This window comes from Segatella copri, assembly GCF_026015625.1.
In the GTDB taxonomy this organism is placed as follows: Bacteria; Bacteroidota; Bacteroidia; order Bacteroidales; family Bacteroidaceae; genus Prevotella; species Prevotella copri_H.
The window spans coordinates 1196724-1214248 of sequence record NZ_JAPDVG010000001.1; the positions used below are offsets into that span (position 1 = coordinate 1196724).

General features: G+C 43.9%; 16 protein-coding genes and 1 pseudogene. 4 read left to right on the forward strand and 13 right to left on the reverse strand.

The window, feature by feature from the left end:
• Positions 1–58: 58 nt before the first annotated feature.
• From ONT19_RS05450 to ONT19_RS05470, 5 genes are all read right to left on the reverse strand, one after another.
• Positions 59–1285, reverse strand: a complete 1227-nt coding sequence (locus ONT19_RS05450) for a tetratricopeptide repeat protein (RefSeq protein WP_218487116.1) — start codon at positions 1283–1285, stop codon at positions 59–61.
• Positions 1286–1308: 23 nt separating this feature from the next.
• Complete coding sequence (locus ONT19_RS05455) at positions 1309–2418, reverse strand: DUF6057 family protein (protein WP_118139437.1); 1110 nt, start codon at positions 2416–2418, stop codon at positions 1309–1311.
• A gap of 11 nt (positions 2419–2429) precedes the next feature.
• Positions 2430–4529 carry an alpha amylase C-terminal domain-containing protein gene (locus tag ONT19_RS05460; protein WP_264952989.1) on the reverse strand — a complete coding sequence of 700 codons (2100 nt, stop codon included), beginning with the start codon at positions 4527–4529 and terminating at the stop codon, positions 2430–2432.
• 68 nt (positions 4530–4597) lie between these two features.
• Positions 4598–5041: a YhcH/YjgK/YiaL family protein gene (locus ONT19_RS05465; RefSeq protein WP_264912789.1), complete on the reverse strand. Its 444-nt coding sequence runs from the start codon at positions 5039–5041 to the stop codon at positions 4598–4600.
• A gap of 179 nt (positions 5042–5220) precedes the next feature.
• On the reverse strand, positions 5221–6300 hold the full coding sequence (locus ONT19_RS05470; RefSeq protein WP_264953098.1) for a phosphatidylinositol-4-phosphate 5-kinase: 1080 nt from the start codon (positions 6298–6300) through the stop codon (positions 5221–5223).
• A 272-nt stretch (positions 6301–6572) separates the two neighbouring features.
• On the opposite strand from ONT19_RS05470, the gene ONT19_RS05475 reads away from it, so the two are divergent.
• Positions 6573–7280 carry a LytR/AlgR family response regulator transcription factor gene (locus ONT19_RS05475; RefSeq protein WP_022121830.1) on the forward strand — a complete coding sequence of 236 codons (708 nt, stop codon included), beginning with the start codon at positions 6573–6575 and terminating at the stop codon, positions 7278–7280.
• A 31-nt stretch (positions 7281–7311) separates the two neighbouring features.
• Here the strand turns inward: ONT19_RS05475 and ONT19_RS05480 are convergent, their stop codons facing one another.
• A complete protein-coding gene (locus tag ONT19_RS05480; protein WP_228113366.1) occupies positions 7312–7974 on the reverse strand; it encodes an HAD family hydrolase in 663 nt (220 codons plus the stop codon).
• A 99-nt stretch (positions 7975–8073) separates the two neighbouring features.
• A pseudogene (locus tag ONT19_RS05485) lies at positions 8074–8727 on the reverse strand (carbohydrate-binding module family 20 domain-containing protein); the annotation flags it as partial.
• Between the two features lie 191 nt (positions 8728–8918).
• Here ONT19_RS05485 and mltG point away from each other — a divergent pair.
• From mltG to ONT19_RS05500, 3 genes are all read left to right on the forward strand, one after another.
• Complete coding sequence (gene mltG / locus ONT19_RS05490; protein ID WP_264952988.1) at positions 8919–9971, forward strand: endolytic transglycosylase MltG; 1053 nt, start codon at positions 8919–8921, stop codon at positions 9969–9971.
• A gap of 150 nt (positions 9972–10121) precedes the next feature.
• The gene (locus ONT19_RS05495; RefSeq protein WP_006849014.1) at positions 10122–10394 is read left to right on the forward strand and encodes an ACT domain-containing protein; all 273 of its coding nucleotides are present in this window, start codon (positions 10122–10124) and stop codon (positions 10392–10394) included.
• Between the two features lie 12 nt (positions 10395–10406).
• The gene (locus ONT19_RS05500; RefSeq protein ID WP_117693627.1) at positions 10407–11771 is read left to right on the forward strand and encodes a PFL family protein; all 1365 of its coding nucleotides are present in this window, start codon (positions 10407–10409) and stop codon (positions 11769–11771) included.
• Positions 11772–12061: 290 nt separating this feature from the next.
• On the opposite strand, the gene ONT19_RS05505 is transcribed toward ONT19_RS05500, so the two are convergent.
• The 6 genes from ONT19_RS05505 to ONT19_RS05530 all read right to left on the reverse strand — a co-directional run bounded on the left by ONT19_RS05505 (position 12062) and on the right by ONT19_RS05530 (position 17502).
• A complete protein-coding gene (locus ONT19_RS05505) occupies positions 12062–13549 on the reverse strand; it encodes a xylulokinase (protein ID WP_264952987.1) in 1488 nt (495 codons plus the stop codon).
• A 104-nt stretch (positions 13550–13653) separates the two neighbouring features.
• Entirely contained in the window at positions 13654–14007 is a 354-nt protein-coding gene (locus tag ONT19_RS05510) for a hypothetical protein (RefSeq protein WP_118152594.1), read from the reverse strand.
• A 106-nt stretch (positions 14008–14113) separates the two neighbouring features.
• Positions 14114–14410 carry a winged helix-turn-helix domain-containing protein gene (locus ONT19_RS05515; RefSeq protein ID WP_022121836.1) on the reverse strand — a complete coding sequence of 99 codons (297 nt, stop codon included), beginning with the start codon at positions 14408–14410 and terminating at the stop codon, positions 14114–14116.
• 269 nt (positions 14411–14679) lie between these two features.
• The gene (gene aspS / locus ONT19_RS05520; RefSeq protein ID WP_153091242.1) at positions 14680–16440 is read right to left on the reverse strand and encodes an aspartate--tRNA ligase; all 1761 of its coding nucleotides are present in this window, start codon (positions 16438–16440) and stop codon (positions 14680–14682) included.
• Between the two features lie 171 nt (positions 16441–16611).
• Positions 16612–17061 carry a hypothetical protein gene (locus ONT19_RS05525; RefSeq protein ID WP_022121838.1) on the reverse strand — a complete coding sequence of 150 codons (450 nt, stop codon included), beginning with the start codon at positions 17059–17061 and terminating at the stop codon, positions 16612–16614.
• Between the two features lie 51 nt (positions 17062–17112).
• Complete coding sequence (locus tag ONT19_RS05530) at positions 17113–17502, reverse strand: hypothetical protein (RefSeq protein WP_264952986.1); 390 nt, start codon at positions 17500–17502, stop codon at positions 17113–17115.
• Positions 17503–17525: the final 23 nt, after the last annotated feature.

The following is a 17525-nucleotide window of genomic DNA, read 5'->3' on the forward strand; positions in this document are numbered from 1 at the left end:
TAAAGAGAAGTTTTCTTTTATTAAAGAGAAGTTTTCATAAATTCCTCATCATGAGGCATTATTTCTTTTTCTGATTGAGAAGTTTGTCTATCTCATCAAACTCCTTACCCATGTTCAGGTTCAGATAGATGGTATATAGCGGCAAAGCCCACTGGTCCTGCATATCAGGCGCCATCGTTCTGTACTTCTGCAGATAAGGCATCGCACTCTTGTAAAGTCCGTCTATCTCCTGATGAGTTTTGCGGGATTGCTGCGAATTCTTATCCATTTCAACCGCCTGATTGAAATAAGCCAAACCTATATTATAATAAGCACCAGCCAAAGAATCGTTCACGGCAAGTGCCTTTTTGCTCACTTCGATGCATTGCTTGAAATCACCCATATTCAGGAGAATGGTTCCCTTGGTAAAGAGATAGATATCATTGTCGGGAGCTATCGCCAGCGCCTTATCTGCTACGGCGAGTGCAGAATCGAGTTGGTTTTTCTGCGAATAATACTCTACCAGACGCGGGAAGAAGAACGGGAATTTCGGATCCCGCTCAAAACCTTCCTTCAAGGTCGAGAGATAGCGCGCAGTATCCTTCTCCAGTTTATAAGTCTCTGCCAGATACTGTAACATATAGTTATAATGAGCCGTATCTTTCAGCGCCTCATAAGAATGATGAAGCGTAGCTTTGGTATCTTTCATCTTATATCCGGCATATACAGCCCAATAAGCTGCCGAAGAAAGATATTTGTCTTTCTGGACATACTTATAAGATTGGAACATCGGAGCTGTACTGCACTCTATGTACTGGTCAAAGAACTGATAAGCCTCCTTGTATTTCTGCTTCCTGATAAACCAGGTTCCTCCGTTATAGAGGTTCGGACGTATCCTGTTCAAATATTCAGAATGAGACTTACGGAAATCAAACTCACATTTTCCTTTCTTGTTAGGAATCATCTCAACGGAATCAAGTCCTTGGGCTATAACGAAGAGCTGTCGGGTTGCATTGAAGAGTTGGGCTGTATCATACGCCTGTTTGAGGTAGAGTTTCTCATTACCCTGTTCATACTGCTTCTTCACAGCATCGAAGAGAATATTCCAAATTTTCTTGTTATTCCGGTTGGCAGAATCCGTCAGGAGTTTACGCATACTGGATTCGGCCTTCGCCAAATCCTTGCCAGCCTTTACCAGATCTTTGGCTGCAGAAATCTCCTTCTTCTGTGCCTGCAACCCTAATGGCGCCAACAGAAGAAAAGCTATCTGTAAAACCCATAAGTTTCTGAATATCTGCATTTTCATATTAATCTCCTAAATTAAAACTTTCATTTATTTCCATACTCATAATAATACCAGTAGGTATTTCCATAAGTATCCCGAAGAGCATTCTGCTTTTCTGTCTCATTAGCATATTTGTGATCCATCTGCTGGAAATCCTCAAAGTCTGTATCCATCACATTATCGTGATAAACGATACTTGGATTACTGCGGCGATGCGTATAAAGAACCAACGCTTCCTTATAATGAACAGGCAGTTTGCCCGAAGTTACTTTATAATGTTTCTGCACCTCTGCTACGAACTTGTCTAGTTGCTTGTCCAGCAAGAGTGCACAAAGCTGATAGTCAACAGGCAGACGATACTTGAGATGATGTTTAACCATCCATGCCGAAGGTTTCTGCATCCATTTTGGCGCCTTCCACATCATAGCCTTCACGGTTACGCTATCCGGCATCATCGCCTTACTTCCACCTACCAGCGGATAAGTAAAGAGACGGCTGCCCAGCTCGCCTGTTTCGTTGAGACAGGCTATACGGAGCATCGTCAGCGAAGAATCTGTTTTCAGAGATTTTTCACCTACTTCCAAAGCTTTTTCATACTGTTTTTCTTTCATCAGATGTTCCATGCGCATACGTTCATGAAACAGCCGATCATTGCTAGCAACAAAGTTGACAAGCAATATCATCACCAGCATCTGGAGCAAATTCACCCACATATAGCGGGAGAACCAGCCGTTGCTGTGAGGCTCTGTTTCTATCGGCTCCAACTGGCGGGCTATCCATATCAATCCGCCCCATAGAATCAGACAGAGTGGCAAGATAATCCACCACGCCCCCAGCGAATGATAACGGTCGATATCAACGGGGATATCGGTAATCATCGTCAGGATGAGGAACGAAGGGAAATAAGTAAGCCCGTGGAAACGGCGTTTCACACGGGTTACCGCGTACACTCCCACTTGCAGCAGATAGAGTACGAGCGTGATAAGCAGTGGAGCCAGCGTGTAACTGTAGTTGGTCAAACCGCCTGAGAAAACATGCTGAGCCACTGCCAGTACGTCTGCCTGGTAAAATGCCAGGTAGACGTAGGTAAATGTGATAAAGATGATAGCACAGGCGATTTGCATCTTCGCAGTACTACTCCTTTTATTTTTCATAAATCAATCTATTAATTTTTCTTCAGCACCAAAGCTGTACGAGCTGGCAGATAAAGTTTCAGCCACTCCTTACGGTCTTTCACATAAAGTGGATCGTAATTAGTCAGATGCGTCATCGTGTCATCATTCAAGCCATTACCGCCGAAATCCTTGCTGTCAGAATCAAGCACTACGCTGTAGGAACCGGTTGGAACCAGGAAGCCATAGTCGGTGAAAGAGCGGGTTGGCGAGAAGTTAAACACGAAGAGCAGATCGCCACGCATAAAGGCGAGAACCTGATCGCCATCATTATGCCAGATTTCTACAACTGGTGTCTTGTTAAAATTCTTTTCGCTTGTAATCGTCTTGAGCATTTCTCGGTCGAAATCTCCAAGATAGTGGTAGCAGAGTTCATGATTATCTACCAGATTCCACTGCCTGCGGGCGTATTTATGGCTCCAGCCATTACCCTCGCGAGGGAAATCAATCCACTCTGGGTGACCGAACTCATTACCCATGAAGTTGAGATAACCGCCATTGATTGTAGAGGCGGTAACCAGACGGATCATCTTATGCAGAGCAATACCACGATGAGCCATTTCGTTTTCATCGCCCTTCTTGAAATGCCAGTACATATCGGCATCAATCAGACGGAAGATGATGGTTTTATCGCCCACCAATGCCTGGTCATGACTCTCACAATAAGAGATGGTTTTCTCATCGGAACGGCGGTTCTTTACCTCCCAGAAGATGCTGGATGGTTTCCAGTCTTCATCCTTCAGTTCCTTGATGGTCTTGATCCAATAATCTGGAATATTCATCGCCATGCGATAATCGAAACCATAACCGCCATCCTCAAACTTGGCTGCCAGTCCCGGCATTCCGCTCACCTCTTCGGCAATCGTAATGGCATGCTTGTTAACCTCATGAATCAGACAGTTGGCAAGGGTAAGATAGCAGATGGCATTATCATCCTCATGACCATTGAAATAATCGCCGTAGTTGCAGAATGCCTCACCCAAGCCATGACTGTAATAGAGCATGGATGTTACACCGTCAAAACGGAATCCGTCGAAATGGAACTCATTAAGCCAGTACTTGCAGTTGCTCAGCAGGAAGTGGATGACTTCATCCTTTCCATAGTCGAAGCAGAGACTGTCCCAAGCCGGATGCTCATGACGGTCGCCAGGATAGAAATACTGGTTAGGATCGCCAGCGAGATTACCCAGTCCTTCCACCTCGTTCTTTACGGCATGAGAGTGAACGATGTCCATGATGACGGCAATACCATTCTGGTGAGCAGTATCAATGAGATCCTTCAACTCTTCAGGAGTTCCAAAGCGGCTACTTGCAGCAAAGAAACTGCTTACATGATAGCCGAAGGAGCCATAATACGGATGCTCCTGGATAGCCATAATCTGAATGCAGTTATAACCATCCTTGATGATACGTGGCAACACATTCTCCTTAAATTCTGTGTAAGTGCCAACCTTCTCAGCATCCTGTGCCATACCGATATGGCATTCATAGATGAGCAGAGGTGCCACATTTGGTCTGAAGGTTTTCTTCTTCCATTTATATGGTTCCGGATTCCAAACCTGAGCAGAGAAAATCTTGGTCTGGTCGTCCTGTACTACGCGCTGTGCCCATGCTGGAATACGCTCGCCTTCACCACCTTCCCAATGAACTTTCATCTTGAAGAGATCGCCATGTTTCATCGCTTTCTCCGGAAGTTTGAGTTCCCAGTTACCGGTATTCTTTATTCTTTTGGCACGATACTTTTCGGTTTCCTGCCAGTTGTTGAAGTCACCGATCAGATAGATGTCTGTTGCATTAGGTGCCCACTCACGGAACACCCATCCACGGGCAGTCTTATGCAGTCCGAAATACTCGTATCCATTGGCAAAATCGCTCAATGTCTGTTTGCCGTTATTAGTCAGCTGACCGAGTTTCCAGAGTGCATGGTCGTGTCGGCCCTTGATGGCATTCTCATAGTCTGCCAGATATGGGTCGTTCTTCACGAGTCCGATATGCTTTACCACAGCCTTCGCTGCCTTTTTTGCAACTGTTTTCTTTGCAGTTGCCTTTTTAGTTGCAGCCTTCTGGGCTGTAGTTTTCTTTTCTGTTGCCATATATCATGATTTTAGATGGTTACTCTATATTATTCTTCTTTAATTTTATCTTGAAGATTTTTTCTTCTTTAATTTTTAATCTTGAAGATAGCCTTGTGGATATCACCGTTACCGATGCATGGCTGATGACCGTCTTGTGGCCAGAAAATGGCAAACTGACCTGGCTTGCAGGTAACGAGCGTCTGCGCTTTCACACCAGGATACTTGGTCAAATCCTTTGCCTCGTTATATTCCACTTCAGGAAGATCAGCAAGAGGAGTATAGCCATAAGTCTCCTCGTTGTCAAGAGGAATCTGAATATCAATCATCTTGCGATGTGTTTCAAGAACAGCATCTTCCTCGCTTTTTCCGTGAGCTGTCGTTATATTAACAAAGAGGTTACTCTCCTTGATAAAATGCTTACCGTCCTCCAATTTAGAGAGGTCATTATCTTTGATAAACTTCACTACATCAGCGAAGAGCGGATTGAGAGAAACATATTTCTCCAGATTGTCTAAAGTATCTACTACCATAATTCTAGTTTAAGCTTTGAGATTTGAACATTTACTTTTAACTTTGAGATTTGAAAACAGAACATTGAACATTCAATATTCAACATTATAATATGTTCTTTTTCTCATTATTTAAAATATAAAGGTTCTCTATCTCGTTATTTATAATTTCTTTGTATTTTTCTAATTTTCTGAAGAGATTAGTCTTCAAATCGTTTGCCGTTTTCGTAGGCTCCCTTGGCTGTAACCTGTCCGTTGCGGTCTTTTTCTACAAATCTTCCGTCACGAACATCGTTACAATAGGTTCCTTCGAAACGCTTACCGTTTTTATCTTCTTCTATGCAAGGTCCCTGGCGCTTACCTTTGTGATAGGCACCCTTGAATCTTCTACCATCAGCATAATGAATCACGACATTACCATCAACCAGACCGTTCTTGAACTCACCTTCAAACACGTCGCCGTTCTTCTTGGTCAGTTTGCCCCTGCCGTTCTGCAGATCATCCCTCCAGTCGCCTACATAGATATCGCCATTCTTCCAGATGAAGGTACCCTGACCGGTACGCAGGCCATCCTTAAACTGTCCGTTATACTTGGCACCCTTTGCAGAGCGGAAGATGCCTATACCCGTGCGTTCTCCCTGCACATAATCGCCTTCATAAATGTCGCCATTATGAAATTTATAGATACCCTTTCCGTCCTGGATATCATCCTTCCAGTCGCCGATATACACATCGCCATCAGCATATTTGAAAGTACCTTTTCCTGAGCGCTGGTTGTCTAGCCACTGACCGTCATAAGTAGTTCCGTCTCCCCAGTTGAAGAAGCCGTTTCCATTCTTCATATCGTTCATCCACTGGCCTTTATACTGTGCGCCATTGGCATAAGTATAAACGCCGCGTCCCTGACGCTTGTCCTTATACCAGTCGCCGTCATATTTATCACCATTATAATAGAACATGACGCCATGACCATGCTGGTAATCGCGGAACCAGAGGCCTACATATTTGTTGTTGTTCTGGAAATAGTAGGTGCCTTTACCATGCTGCTGGTCCTGCATCCACTGTCCCTCATACTTTTCGCCATCACTGAAGGTATAAACGCCATAACCTTCGCGCTTACCTTTCATATAAGAGCCTTCGTAGGTATCCCCATTCTTATAGATGGTAGTACCTTTTCCCTGTGGCTTTCCGCTCACCATTTCGCCTTTAAACTGACCTCCGTCACGGGTGATGCAAGAGCCTAGCGAAATCTTCTGGGCTGAGGCATCAACCGATGCCATAGCCAAAGCCAAGGCAAGGAAAAAACACTTGCTCCGACAGGACAATTTGGTATGTTGTTTCTTATTGTATTTCATATTCTACAGTTATAGTCTGACTTATCAATCTCCAAAATTACGGTTTTTTCCTCAAATAGCCAAATAGATTAAACAAATTTAAGGTAAAATCATGAAAATAGATTTTTATCTGAAAAAATCTGCAGCTTGATACAATAAACAAACACAATTTTCGTTTTTACGAAAATCGAGAATAAAATCACTAAAACAGTAAAATTATGATTTTAAATTGCGCCATCATAGATGAAGATCCGGAAGCTTTGCAACTCCTGGAACAGTATATAGAGAAAACTCCGACCCTGCATTTGATCGGAGCCTACAAAAGTGCGATAGATGCTGTAGACGGCATCCATCACAACCATCTCGACATACTTTTTCTCGCCATCCACATGCAGCAGATCAGCGGTCTGGAATTTGCAAAGGTTGTACCCAAGAACGTGAAGATTGTCTTCACCACCGCATTCAAGGAGTATGCCATCGAAGCCTACAAAGTGAATGCATTCGACTATTTGCTCAAGCCCATCACATACGATGACTTTATGGGATCATGCCAGAAAGTCTTCGAAAGCTACATGCAGGACGATAACTACAACCCAATCAAGCGCGACGGTTTTCTGGTGGTAAAACGAGATTACAAATGCGTAAGAATCCCGATAGATGATATTCTGTTTGTTGACTGCGACAAAGACTACATCCGTTTCCATCTTGAGGGCAGGCCTAACATCAGAACCCTGGGCAACCTCAAACAGTTGGAAGAAAGGCTGCCAAGAGAGAAATTCAAGCGTGTACACCGTTCGTTCCTTGCCAACATGACAAAGTTTGATACGGTAGACCAGCAGCACATTACCTATGGCGACCAGAGCATTCCGATATCAGAAACCTACTTTGAATTTATCAAGAAATATCTGGAAGACCATTCTCTATGATGGTCTTCCAGATAGTTTTATCCTACCTTTCTTATAATATCTGCAAGGGTGATGATACTAGGATAGAAGCTCCATGTGCCAGCAGAAAATCGTGATCTCTGAATCCCCAAAGAACAGAGATACAAGGCATTCCGCTGTTCTTTGCCGTCATCACATCCACGTCGCTGTCGCCGATATATACCGCCCTTTCTCTATCCGCATGCAGCTGGCGCAAGGCTTCGTTTACGGTATCTGGAGCCGGTTTTTTCTTGATATTTTCCCGCTCTCCTATCGCCACATCTACCAGGTCGCCGAAGAAATGGCGGCAGATTTCCTGGGTAGCTGCATAAAACTTGTTGCTTACCACCGCAATGTTCTTTCCCCTATTCTTCAGTTCCTCCAGCATCTCCATCACGTCCGGATAAGGTTTCGTATTATCCATATTGTGCACCATATAATGCTGGCGGAAATCCTGCAGGGTTTTCTCAAACTTCTCATTCTCCAATCCTCCCGGCACGGCACGTTCCATCAGCTTCTTCACCCCGTTTCCTACAAACATGCGTACCTCCTCCAGCGTACGTTCAGGCATCCCGTTCAGTTTCAGCGCATAATTGCAGCTTGCAGCCAGGTCGTGGAGAGAAGAAATCAGGGTTCCGTCAAGATCGAATATATAGGTATCGAAATTGAACTGGGCATGAACCGGAACCCTCTTGATGCGGAACTCACCGCCGTGTAGCACATAAACATCCTGATGGTATACACGGATTTCACCCTGAGGAGTTCCCTGTCCACCAGCCTGTTCATTACCCGAAATGCCAAAGATTCTGTTATCCCCAAATTCCCATCTCTTCAGTTTCTGGGTCTGTGCATCAATCACCACATATTTATATTCTATCGGCTCATCGATAGCCTGCACATTCACAGATATTTCCCAGTCCTTGCCATGATTGTTCTGCATCTTCAGGAAATGAGCCGGATTCCATTTGCCCAGCGTAGGATGATTTCCCAACAGAGCTACAGCCTCGCCCTCATAGAGTTTCGGGGCATGAATCTTGAAGATGATAGTACGGTCGAAGAGAGGCAGACGCGCTGGCTTGACATCAGTAAACTTTACCTGCTGCAATACGAAGGCATTTTTTCCCACGTAAGGATTATCCTCCTCCAGCCAATAGTCCTGAAAATAGAAATTCTTACTCTCATCAAAAACATATTGGCGGGCAGAAGCGAGCGATTCCCTACGCAGCACCTTTCCCTCGGCATCTTTCACGCAGTAGCAGTAAGCCACAGCTACGAAAGGGTGATGGCGGTTCTGCCTTGACGCCATTTCCACCTCCCAGTGATACCCGTCCCGGGTGGTCATCGGCAAGTCCATCGTATCTTGATAGCCGTCAGCGGCGGCAAAAGTTAATTCTACATGCAGGGCATGACCCCACTTGGCAGCATACGCTATCGAAAACTTCATTTTCATAATCCTTTTATAATAATGTGCCCGAAAGCACCGATACACATGTTGATTCTCAATGTCAAGTGCAAAGGTAACAAAAAAGCAGACACAACGGATAAAGAAAGATGACAATTAACCTATTTTAAATTCCTATACTTTGCTATTTCCCATTTTTACTGTACTTTTGCACCCGAAAAATAACAAACAAGAAGAATATGAAAAAGAAAAAATCATTTTCTAAGCTCTATCTGTATGGTGCTATAGGCTGCATCGCAGTCATCGCCATCGTGGGCTACATCTACTGTTTCTCTTCCTTCTCGAAGAGCAGCAACACCGAGTATGTTTACATCGACAGCGATGATAACATCGACTCTGTATACAACAAGCTCCGCCCATTTGCCAAGAGCATTCCGTTCCAGGCATTCAAGACCCTGACCCTCCATTCCGGCTATGCCGATCATATCCGCACCGGCAGATACGCCATTGCTCCGGGCGATGGTGCCCTCAAGACATGGCGCCACATGAAGAACGGTTTGCAGGAACCGGTTAGCCTTACCATCCCTTCGGTCCGCACGCTCGACAAACTCTCTGATGAGATTGGCAAGAAGATGATGTTTGGCAGCAACGACCTCTACCATGCCCTGCGCGACGAGAGCGTCTGTCAGAAATATGGTTACAATACTGCCACCATCGCCTGCATGTTCGTACCTAACACCTACGATCTCTATTGGAACATCTCGGTAGATAAATTTCTGGAGCGCATGAAGAAAGAAAGCGACAAGTTCTGGAACTTTGAGCGCACCGAAAAGGCAAAGGCTATGAAACTGACACCGGTGGAGATCATCACCCTTGCCAGCATCGTGGACGAAGAAACAGCCAACAACGGCGAGAAACCGATGATAGCCGGCATGTATTATAACCGTCTGATGCTTCGCAATGCCGAATATCCAGAGGGAATGCCATTGCAGGCCGATCCTACCATTAAATATGCCTGGCAGCGATTCGACCTCAAGCGCATCTACAACAACCTCCTGTCTATCAAGAGCCCGTATAATACCTATAAGAACCCAGGTTTGCCACCGGGGCCTATCCGTATTCCGAGCGTAGCAGGTATCGATGCCGTCCTCAACCATGTGCATCACGATTACCTCTACATGTGTGCCAAGGAGGATTTCAGCGGCACTCATAATTTTGCCCGCACTTACGATGAGCACCTGCAGAATGCAGCCAAATATTCTAAGGCACTCAACGAAAGAGGTATCAAGTAAGATAAGGAAACAAGAAAGGTAAAAATGAGTCAGAAAACTTGCAAAGCGTTAGTGATTTTACAAGTTTTCTGACTTTTTATTTGGTAGTCTAACAAAATAGTTGTAAATTTGCAGCCGAAAACTTACCAATTTAAAATAAGGAATAAATACATGAACAGAACGATTATTACAGTAGTGGGCAAGGATACCGTTGGTATCATCGCTAAGGTATGTACCTATTTGGCAGAGAACAGTATCAACATCTTGGATATCTCTCAGACCATCGTACAGGAGTATTTCAACATGATGATGATCGTAGACATGGGCAAGATGCAGAAAACTTTCGAGGAAGTAGCCGATGAACTCACCAATGTTGGTAAGGCTATGGGCGTGCAGATCAAATGCCAGCGCGAGGAAATTTTCAATATGATGCACAGAATTTAAAAAGCAAACAATATGATCAATATATCTGAGGTTATCGAAACCAATAAGATGATAGAGCAGGAGAATTTCGATGTGCGTACCATCACCATGGGTATCAACCTTTTGGATTGCGCATCTACCGATCTCGATGAGCTCTGTCAGAACATTCATAATAAGATTACACGTCTGGCAAAGAACCTGGTGAAGACCGGCGAAGAAATCTCCAAGGAGTTTGGTGTGCCTATCGTCAACAAGCGTATCTCCATCACTCCTATCTCGCTGGTAGGCGGTTCTGCCTGCAAGACTACCGACGATTACGTGAAGATTGCCAAGACCCTCGACCAGTGTGCCAAGGAGCTCGGTGTCAACTTCCTGGGCGGCTATTCTGCCATCGTAAGCAAGGGTATGAGCAAGAGCGATGAGCTCCTTATCCGTTCTATCCCTCAGGCGATGGCACAGACCGATTTCGTCTGCAGCTCAGTCAATGTGGGTTCTACCAAGACCGGTATCAACATGGACGCCGTCCGACTGATGGGCGAAATCGTAAAGGATACAGCCGAGGCAACCAAGGACAGAGGTTCTCTGGGTTGCGCCAAACTCGTTGTTCTCTGCAATGCGCCAGACGACAATCCGTTCATGGCTGGTGCCTTCCATGGTGTTTCTGAGGCCGATGCGGTAGTGAGTGTCGGTGTCAGCGGTCCTGGCGTTGTAAAATATGCATTGGAGAAGGTAAAGGGCGAAAGCTTCGAGGTTCTTTGCGAAACCATCAAGCGCACCGCTTTCAAGATTACCCGTGTAGGTCAGTTGGTAGCCAAGGAGGCTTCACGCCGTCTGAACGTACCTTTCGGCATCATCGACCTTTCATTGGCTCCTACCCCAGCTATCGGTGATAGTGTAGCCGATATTCTCGAGCTCATCGGTCTTGAGCATGCCGGTGCTCCTGGTACCACAGCAGCTCTTGCACTCCTGAACGACCAAGTTAAGAAGGGCGGTATCATGGCTTCTTCTTATGTAGGTGGTTTGAGCGGTGCCTTCATCCCTGTCAGCGAAGACCAGGGCATGATCAACGCTGTAGAGGCTGGTGCGCTGACCATCGAGAAGCTTGAGGCGATGACTTGTGTCTGCTCAGTAGGTTTGGATATGATTGCCATCCCTGGCGATACTCCAGCCACCACAATTTCCGGTGTCATTGCCGACGAGGCTGCCATCGGTATGGTTAACCAGAAGACTACTGCCGTACGTATCATCCCAGTTGTGGGCATGAAGGTAGGCGACAATGTAGATTTTGGCGGTTTGCTCGGTCATGCTCCAATCATGCCTGTAAACCCATTCAGTTGCGAGGCATTCGTAAACCGTGCCGGTCGTATTCCGGCTCCAATCCACAGTTTCAAGAATTAAACTGTTTTGATTCAAAATACCAATCCCCCATCCTGCTTTCTCAAGCGGGCTGGGGGATTTTTTCATTGTATAATCACTTATCTATCTTCTAAAGCGGTTCATCACGACAAAACATAGGTGGATAGATACTCAGAAACATCAACTACAGATATTTAAATCCAATCTTTAAATAAGACGGAAGCTCCCCCAAAAGTCAAAAGAATCGGGAAAAAGAAAAATAAAGGGTGAGACTTCTCCCACCCTTTATCTGATATTATAAAAAAAGTTTGTCTAAAGTAAATTACAAACGTTTAAAGTTTTTTCAGCTCTTCTTTCCATGCAGAATAAGCCTCGAGATAAGCAGAACGGTTAGCCTCATCAGGATCTATGACTGCAAGTTTCTTCAATGAAGCAAAAGCCTCATTATGATCCTTATAGATACCGGCACCAATACCAGCACCCTTAGCAGCACCTGCACTACCATCTGTCTCATAAAGTTCGATAGTAGCACCACTCACACCCGCCAAGGTATCTCGGAACAACGGACTGAGGAACATATTAGCCTTACCTGCATGAATATTCTTGATATCCATACCCATCTGCTGCATGATTTCCATTCCATAGCAGAAACTGAAGACGATACCCTCTTGTGCTGCACGAACAATATGAGCACGATTATGCTTATTAAAGCTGATGCCACGAATAGAACAACCAACTTCCTTATTCTCTAATACACGCTCAGCTCCATTACCAAATGGGATAATCTTAACACCATCACTACCTATTGGCACAGAAGCTGCAAGATCATTCATATCCGCATAGCTTACATCTGGAGTGATATTTCGATGAACCCACGCATTCAAGATACCAGTTCCATTGATACACAACAATACACCAAGACGGTCAAGGTCTGTAGTATAATTAGCATGAGCAAAAGTATTGACACGGCTCTTTGGATCATAGTTAACATCACCCAATACACCATATACAACTCCTGATGTACCTGCAGTACTTGCAATTTCACCCGGATTGAACACATTCAGACTCACAGCATTATTTGGCTGGTCACCCGCACGATAAGATATTGGTGTACCTTCTTTCAGACCAAGTTCTTCAGCTGCCGCTTTACTTACTACACTCTGTACAGAGAAAGTAGGAACAATATCAGCCAGAATGCTTTCATCGAAGCCAAAGTAATCAAGCAGGAATTTAGCAGGCTTTTTCTGGTTGAAGTCCCACATCATACCTTCAGAAAGACCACTGATAGTAGTCTTAACTTCACCTGAAAGTTTCATTGCCAGATAATCACCAGGAAGCATAATCTTATCAATCTTATCAAACAGTTCCGGTTCATTATCCTTTACCCAAGCAAGTTTAGAAGCAGTAAAGTTTCCAGGAGAATTGAGCAGATTACGCAAGCAGAAATTCTCACCTAAATCATGAAAAGCCTTCTCGCCATAAGGTACGGCACGAGAGTCGCACCAGATGATACTAGGACGCAAAACTTGCTGATTCTTATCAACACAAACCAAGCCATGCATCTGGTACGAGATACCAATAGCAAGGATATCTTCACCCTTGGCACCAGATTCTGCCATGATTTTCTTGAGCGCCAACTTAGCATTATTCCACCACATCTGAGGATCCTGCTCTGCCCAACCGGTCTTTACAGCCATAATGGGTGCTTCATGATCCGGATAGAATGCAGAAGCTACGATTTCTCCATTGTCAACATCAGTAAGCGAAGCCTTTACAGAACTTGAGCCTACGTCAAAACCTAATAAATATCTACTAGCCATAGTTTATTCGTTTATATGTTTATTGTTTAACTTTTATCAGTTATTATAAAGTCTACATATATTATACGAACATACTACAACATTCCCCTCATAAAAAAAATAATTTAGAACATATTCTCATCAAAAAGACTTTGAGGAGCACTATCGTCAGCCTTGTCCTCCCCTTCATTACTATTTTCTAATACAGAAGAAGAAAAATTAAGCATCAGTTGCTGTACGGCCTTTGAATCAAAATTAACATGATATACACCATACCCCTTACCTTTTTCTATAAGCGATTGTGGGTCTTTAGCGCATCTGGTGAGATATTGTGTAACATAGCTATGAACATCCTTGTAATTCAGAGGTGTAAAAATCGAATTACAGGAATTATATACATGACGAGCTATTTTTTCTACTTTCAACCCTTTTGCACCCGCAGCCAAAAGAACATTGAATATCTCCTGATCAAGTTTCATATAATAATCATAACATTCGTCCTCTTTCAAGAGAGAAGACAGAAAAAGAAAAAACCGCGGTTACTCACTTACAAGCAACCGCGGCTCTTTGAAAAATAAACCTTATTTAAGCGAGAGCAACCTTGTTGTCCTCATCCTTAATCTTACCCTCTTTAAAGAGCCAACCGATACCAAGGATTACATCCTCTGTACTGATCTTAGCAGCCTTAGCAATTTCTGCTACTGTGAGAGCCTTTTCTGAAGCTGCCAATGCCTGATATACATCACCAGCTCTAAAACCTGCGTTCTCTGCGTTCAAGTAAAGAACGTCCTTCTTTGCTGCAGGAGCCTTCTTTGCTACTGGAGCCTTCTTTGCTGCTGGCTTCTTTGCAGCAGTCTTAGTTGTCGCTTTCTTTTCTACCATGTTTTAAGAATTTTATGATTCTATTGAGCCTCATTTCGTCAGCTCAACCTTAATATCTGCTGCAAATTTATAACTTTTATTTCGAAATAGTGTTAGAAAAATAGAAAAAACTACTACTTATAAACAAAAGTGCTGCATTTCTTGATTTACGTCAAGAAGCGCAGCACTTTATTTACTAAAAATCAATTACTTATTATAAATCATTGAATTTTTCTCAAGGCATTTTACGCATACTTTTTTATGGAGTGAATACCTTCGTTTCTCTATTTTTATTCAGCCTTCAAATCAAGTTTGATTTCCAATTCATCCAACTGCTTAGGGTCAAGTTCAGAAGGAGCATCGAGCATAACATCTCGACCTGAGTTGTTCTTTGGGAAGGCAATACAATCGCGAATACTGTCGAGACCAGCCATAATGCTGACGAAACGGTCCAAACCGAAAGCAAGACCTGCGTGAGGTGGTGCGCCATACTTGAAAGCATTCATCAAGAAACCGAACTGAGCCTCAGCACGCTCTGGAGTAAAGCCGAGAACCTCAAACATCTTCTCCTGCAGCTGAGTATCGTGAATACGGAGAGAACCTCCACCTACTTCAATACCATTGCAAACAAAGTCGTATGCCTTGGCACGAACCTGCTCAGGATGCTCATCGAGCAATGGGATATCATCAGGATTTGGCATAGTGAATGGATGGTGTGTAGCCATCAGGCGCTGCTCCTCATCGCTCCACTCAAAGAGAGGGAAGTCGATAATCCAAAGACACTTGAATACATTCTTATCACGAAGACCAAGACGGTCACCCATTTCCAAACGCAAAGAGCAAAGCTGAATGCGTGTCTTGTTAGCATTATCACCGCTCAAAATCAAAACGAGGTCACCATCCTTGGCTCCCATTACGGTCTTGATTTCAGCAAGTTCCTCTGGAGAGTAGAACTTATCTATGCTACTCTTAACGGTACCATCTGCATTGTACTTAATATAAACCAAGCCCTTGGCTCCAACCTGAGGACGCTTAACAAAATCAGTCAATTCGTTCAACTGCTTACGGCTATAATCAGCACAACCTGGAACACAGATACCGCCAATATACTTAGCCTCATCGAATACAGAGAAATTACCCTTACCTGTGAAAGCATCTTTCAACTCAACAAATTCCATACCGAAGCGCAAGTCTGGCTTATCACTACCGAAACGGCGCATAGCATCGTGCCAGGTCATCTGCTCCAACTTAGGAAGTTCTACACCACGAATCTCCTTAAACAAATGGCGAGCCATTTCCTCGAAAAGGTTGATGACATCATCCTGATCAACAAAACTCATTTCACAGTCAATCTGTGTAAACTCTGGCTGACGGTCAGCACGAAGATCCTCATCACGGAAGCACTTGGCAATCTGGAAATAGCGGTCGAAGCCAGCAACCATCAAGAGCTGCTTTAAAGTCTGAGGACTCTGTGGAAGAGCGTAGAACTGACCTGGATTCATACGGGAAGGAACAACAAAGTCGCGGGCTCCCTCTGGTGTACTACCAATAAGAATTGGAGTTTCAACCTCCATGAAGTTCTGTGCATCGAGGAAGTTACGAATCAAGATGCACATACGATGACGCAACTCCAGATTTTTGCGCACTACAGGACGACGCAAATCAAGATAACGATACTTCATACGGATATCATCACCACCATCAGTATTATCTTCGATAGTGAAAGGAGGGGTCTGACTCTGAGAGAGGACATTGAGTTCCTTCACCAGGATTTCGATGTCACCAGTATCCATTTTAGGATTCTTGCTCTGTCGTTCACTTACTACACCCTTTATTTGAATGCAGAATTCACGACCTAGCTTGTTAGCTGCATCACACAAGTCTTTGTTATCAGCCTCGTTGAAGACCAACTGTGTGATACCATAACGGTCGCGCAAATCGACGAATGTCATACCACCCATCTTTCTTGAGCGCTGTACCCAACCGGCAAGTGTCACTTCCTTGCCGGCATCAGAGAGACGTAACTCTCCACACGTATTACTTCTGTACATACCTTATTATATTATATTATTATTTTCCAAAGTGCAAAAGTACAACAAATAACGGAAAGGACAAAATAAAATCGCGAAAATATTATTAAAAATATCTTCGCGACCCTATTAATGTGACCAAAAGTCACATAAATACATATTAAATAGTTTTATCTCTACTTTTTTAGAGATTTATTTCTTCATCCGCCTGAATGCCTGCCGATGGAACCGTTCCTCTGCCTTGATGACACTGAACACCTTATTAGGTGGCAAGATGGTCATAAATCTAGAATGATACTCTTGCTGCAACTGTTTCAGCTGAATATCCAACTCATCCTGTCTTCTGATAGCTTCGGCACATGCCTCATTATCATTCGGATTCACATGACGGAATCGGCGCATTTCATCGAATATCATACGCATTTTCTTACCCATCTGTCTATATACCGGGAAGAATTTAGCAGCTTCTCTCGGCGTAAGACAGGCATTAGTCGTAATAAACTGTTCTAGTTCTGCCTGAAACCTTTTAGGATCAAATCCATTATGATGTTTTCTACCCTGAGGCTGTGAAGCAAGTGAAACCAGACTAATCATCAGCATAGCTAAAAGCGCAAGAAACCTATGTTGCATTATCTTTCTCATACCTTATCTTTTTTAAAATCTTTATCTGTAGACAAAAAGAAATACCAACCATTAATTTTCTGCAATCAGCGATGCATAGATAGTTTCATTATCCATCATCGTATAATCGGCCATCTCATTAAAAGTAGCATCTTCATTATTATTCACAGCAGCTTTCTGAACCATATGGTCCACATGTGCCATAGCAGGCTTACTGCTTCCCGTATATTTCAGCGCCAGTACCGAACCACCTCCCATCACAGCCAAAACAGCAACAGCCGCCGCAATCTTTCGAATCGGCATACGCTGCCATAAGCTAGGCTGCATGTGAATGATGCGGGGTTCCTGCTCCGGCAAATTTGCCATCACCCTATCCGTCAGCTGGTCGAAATAACCAGCCGGCACCTGGAAATGGTTTTTCTTACCAAAACGGCTATTCAATATATTGTATTCTTTTAACATATTCCTCATTCCTTTCTTTTATA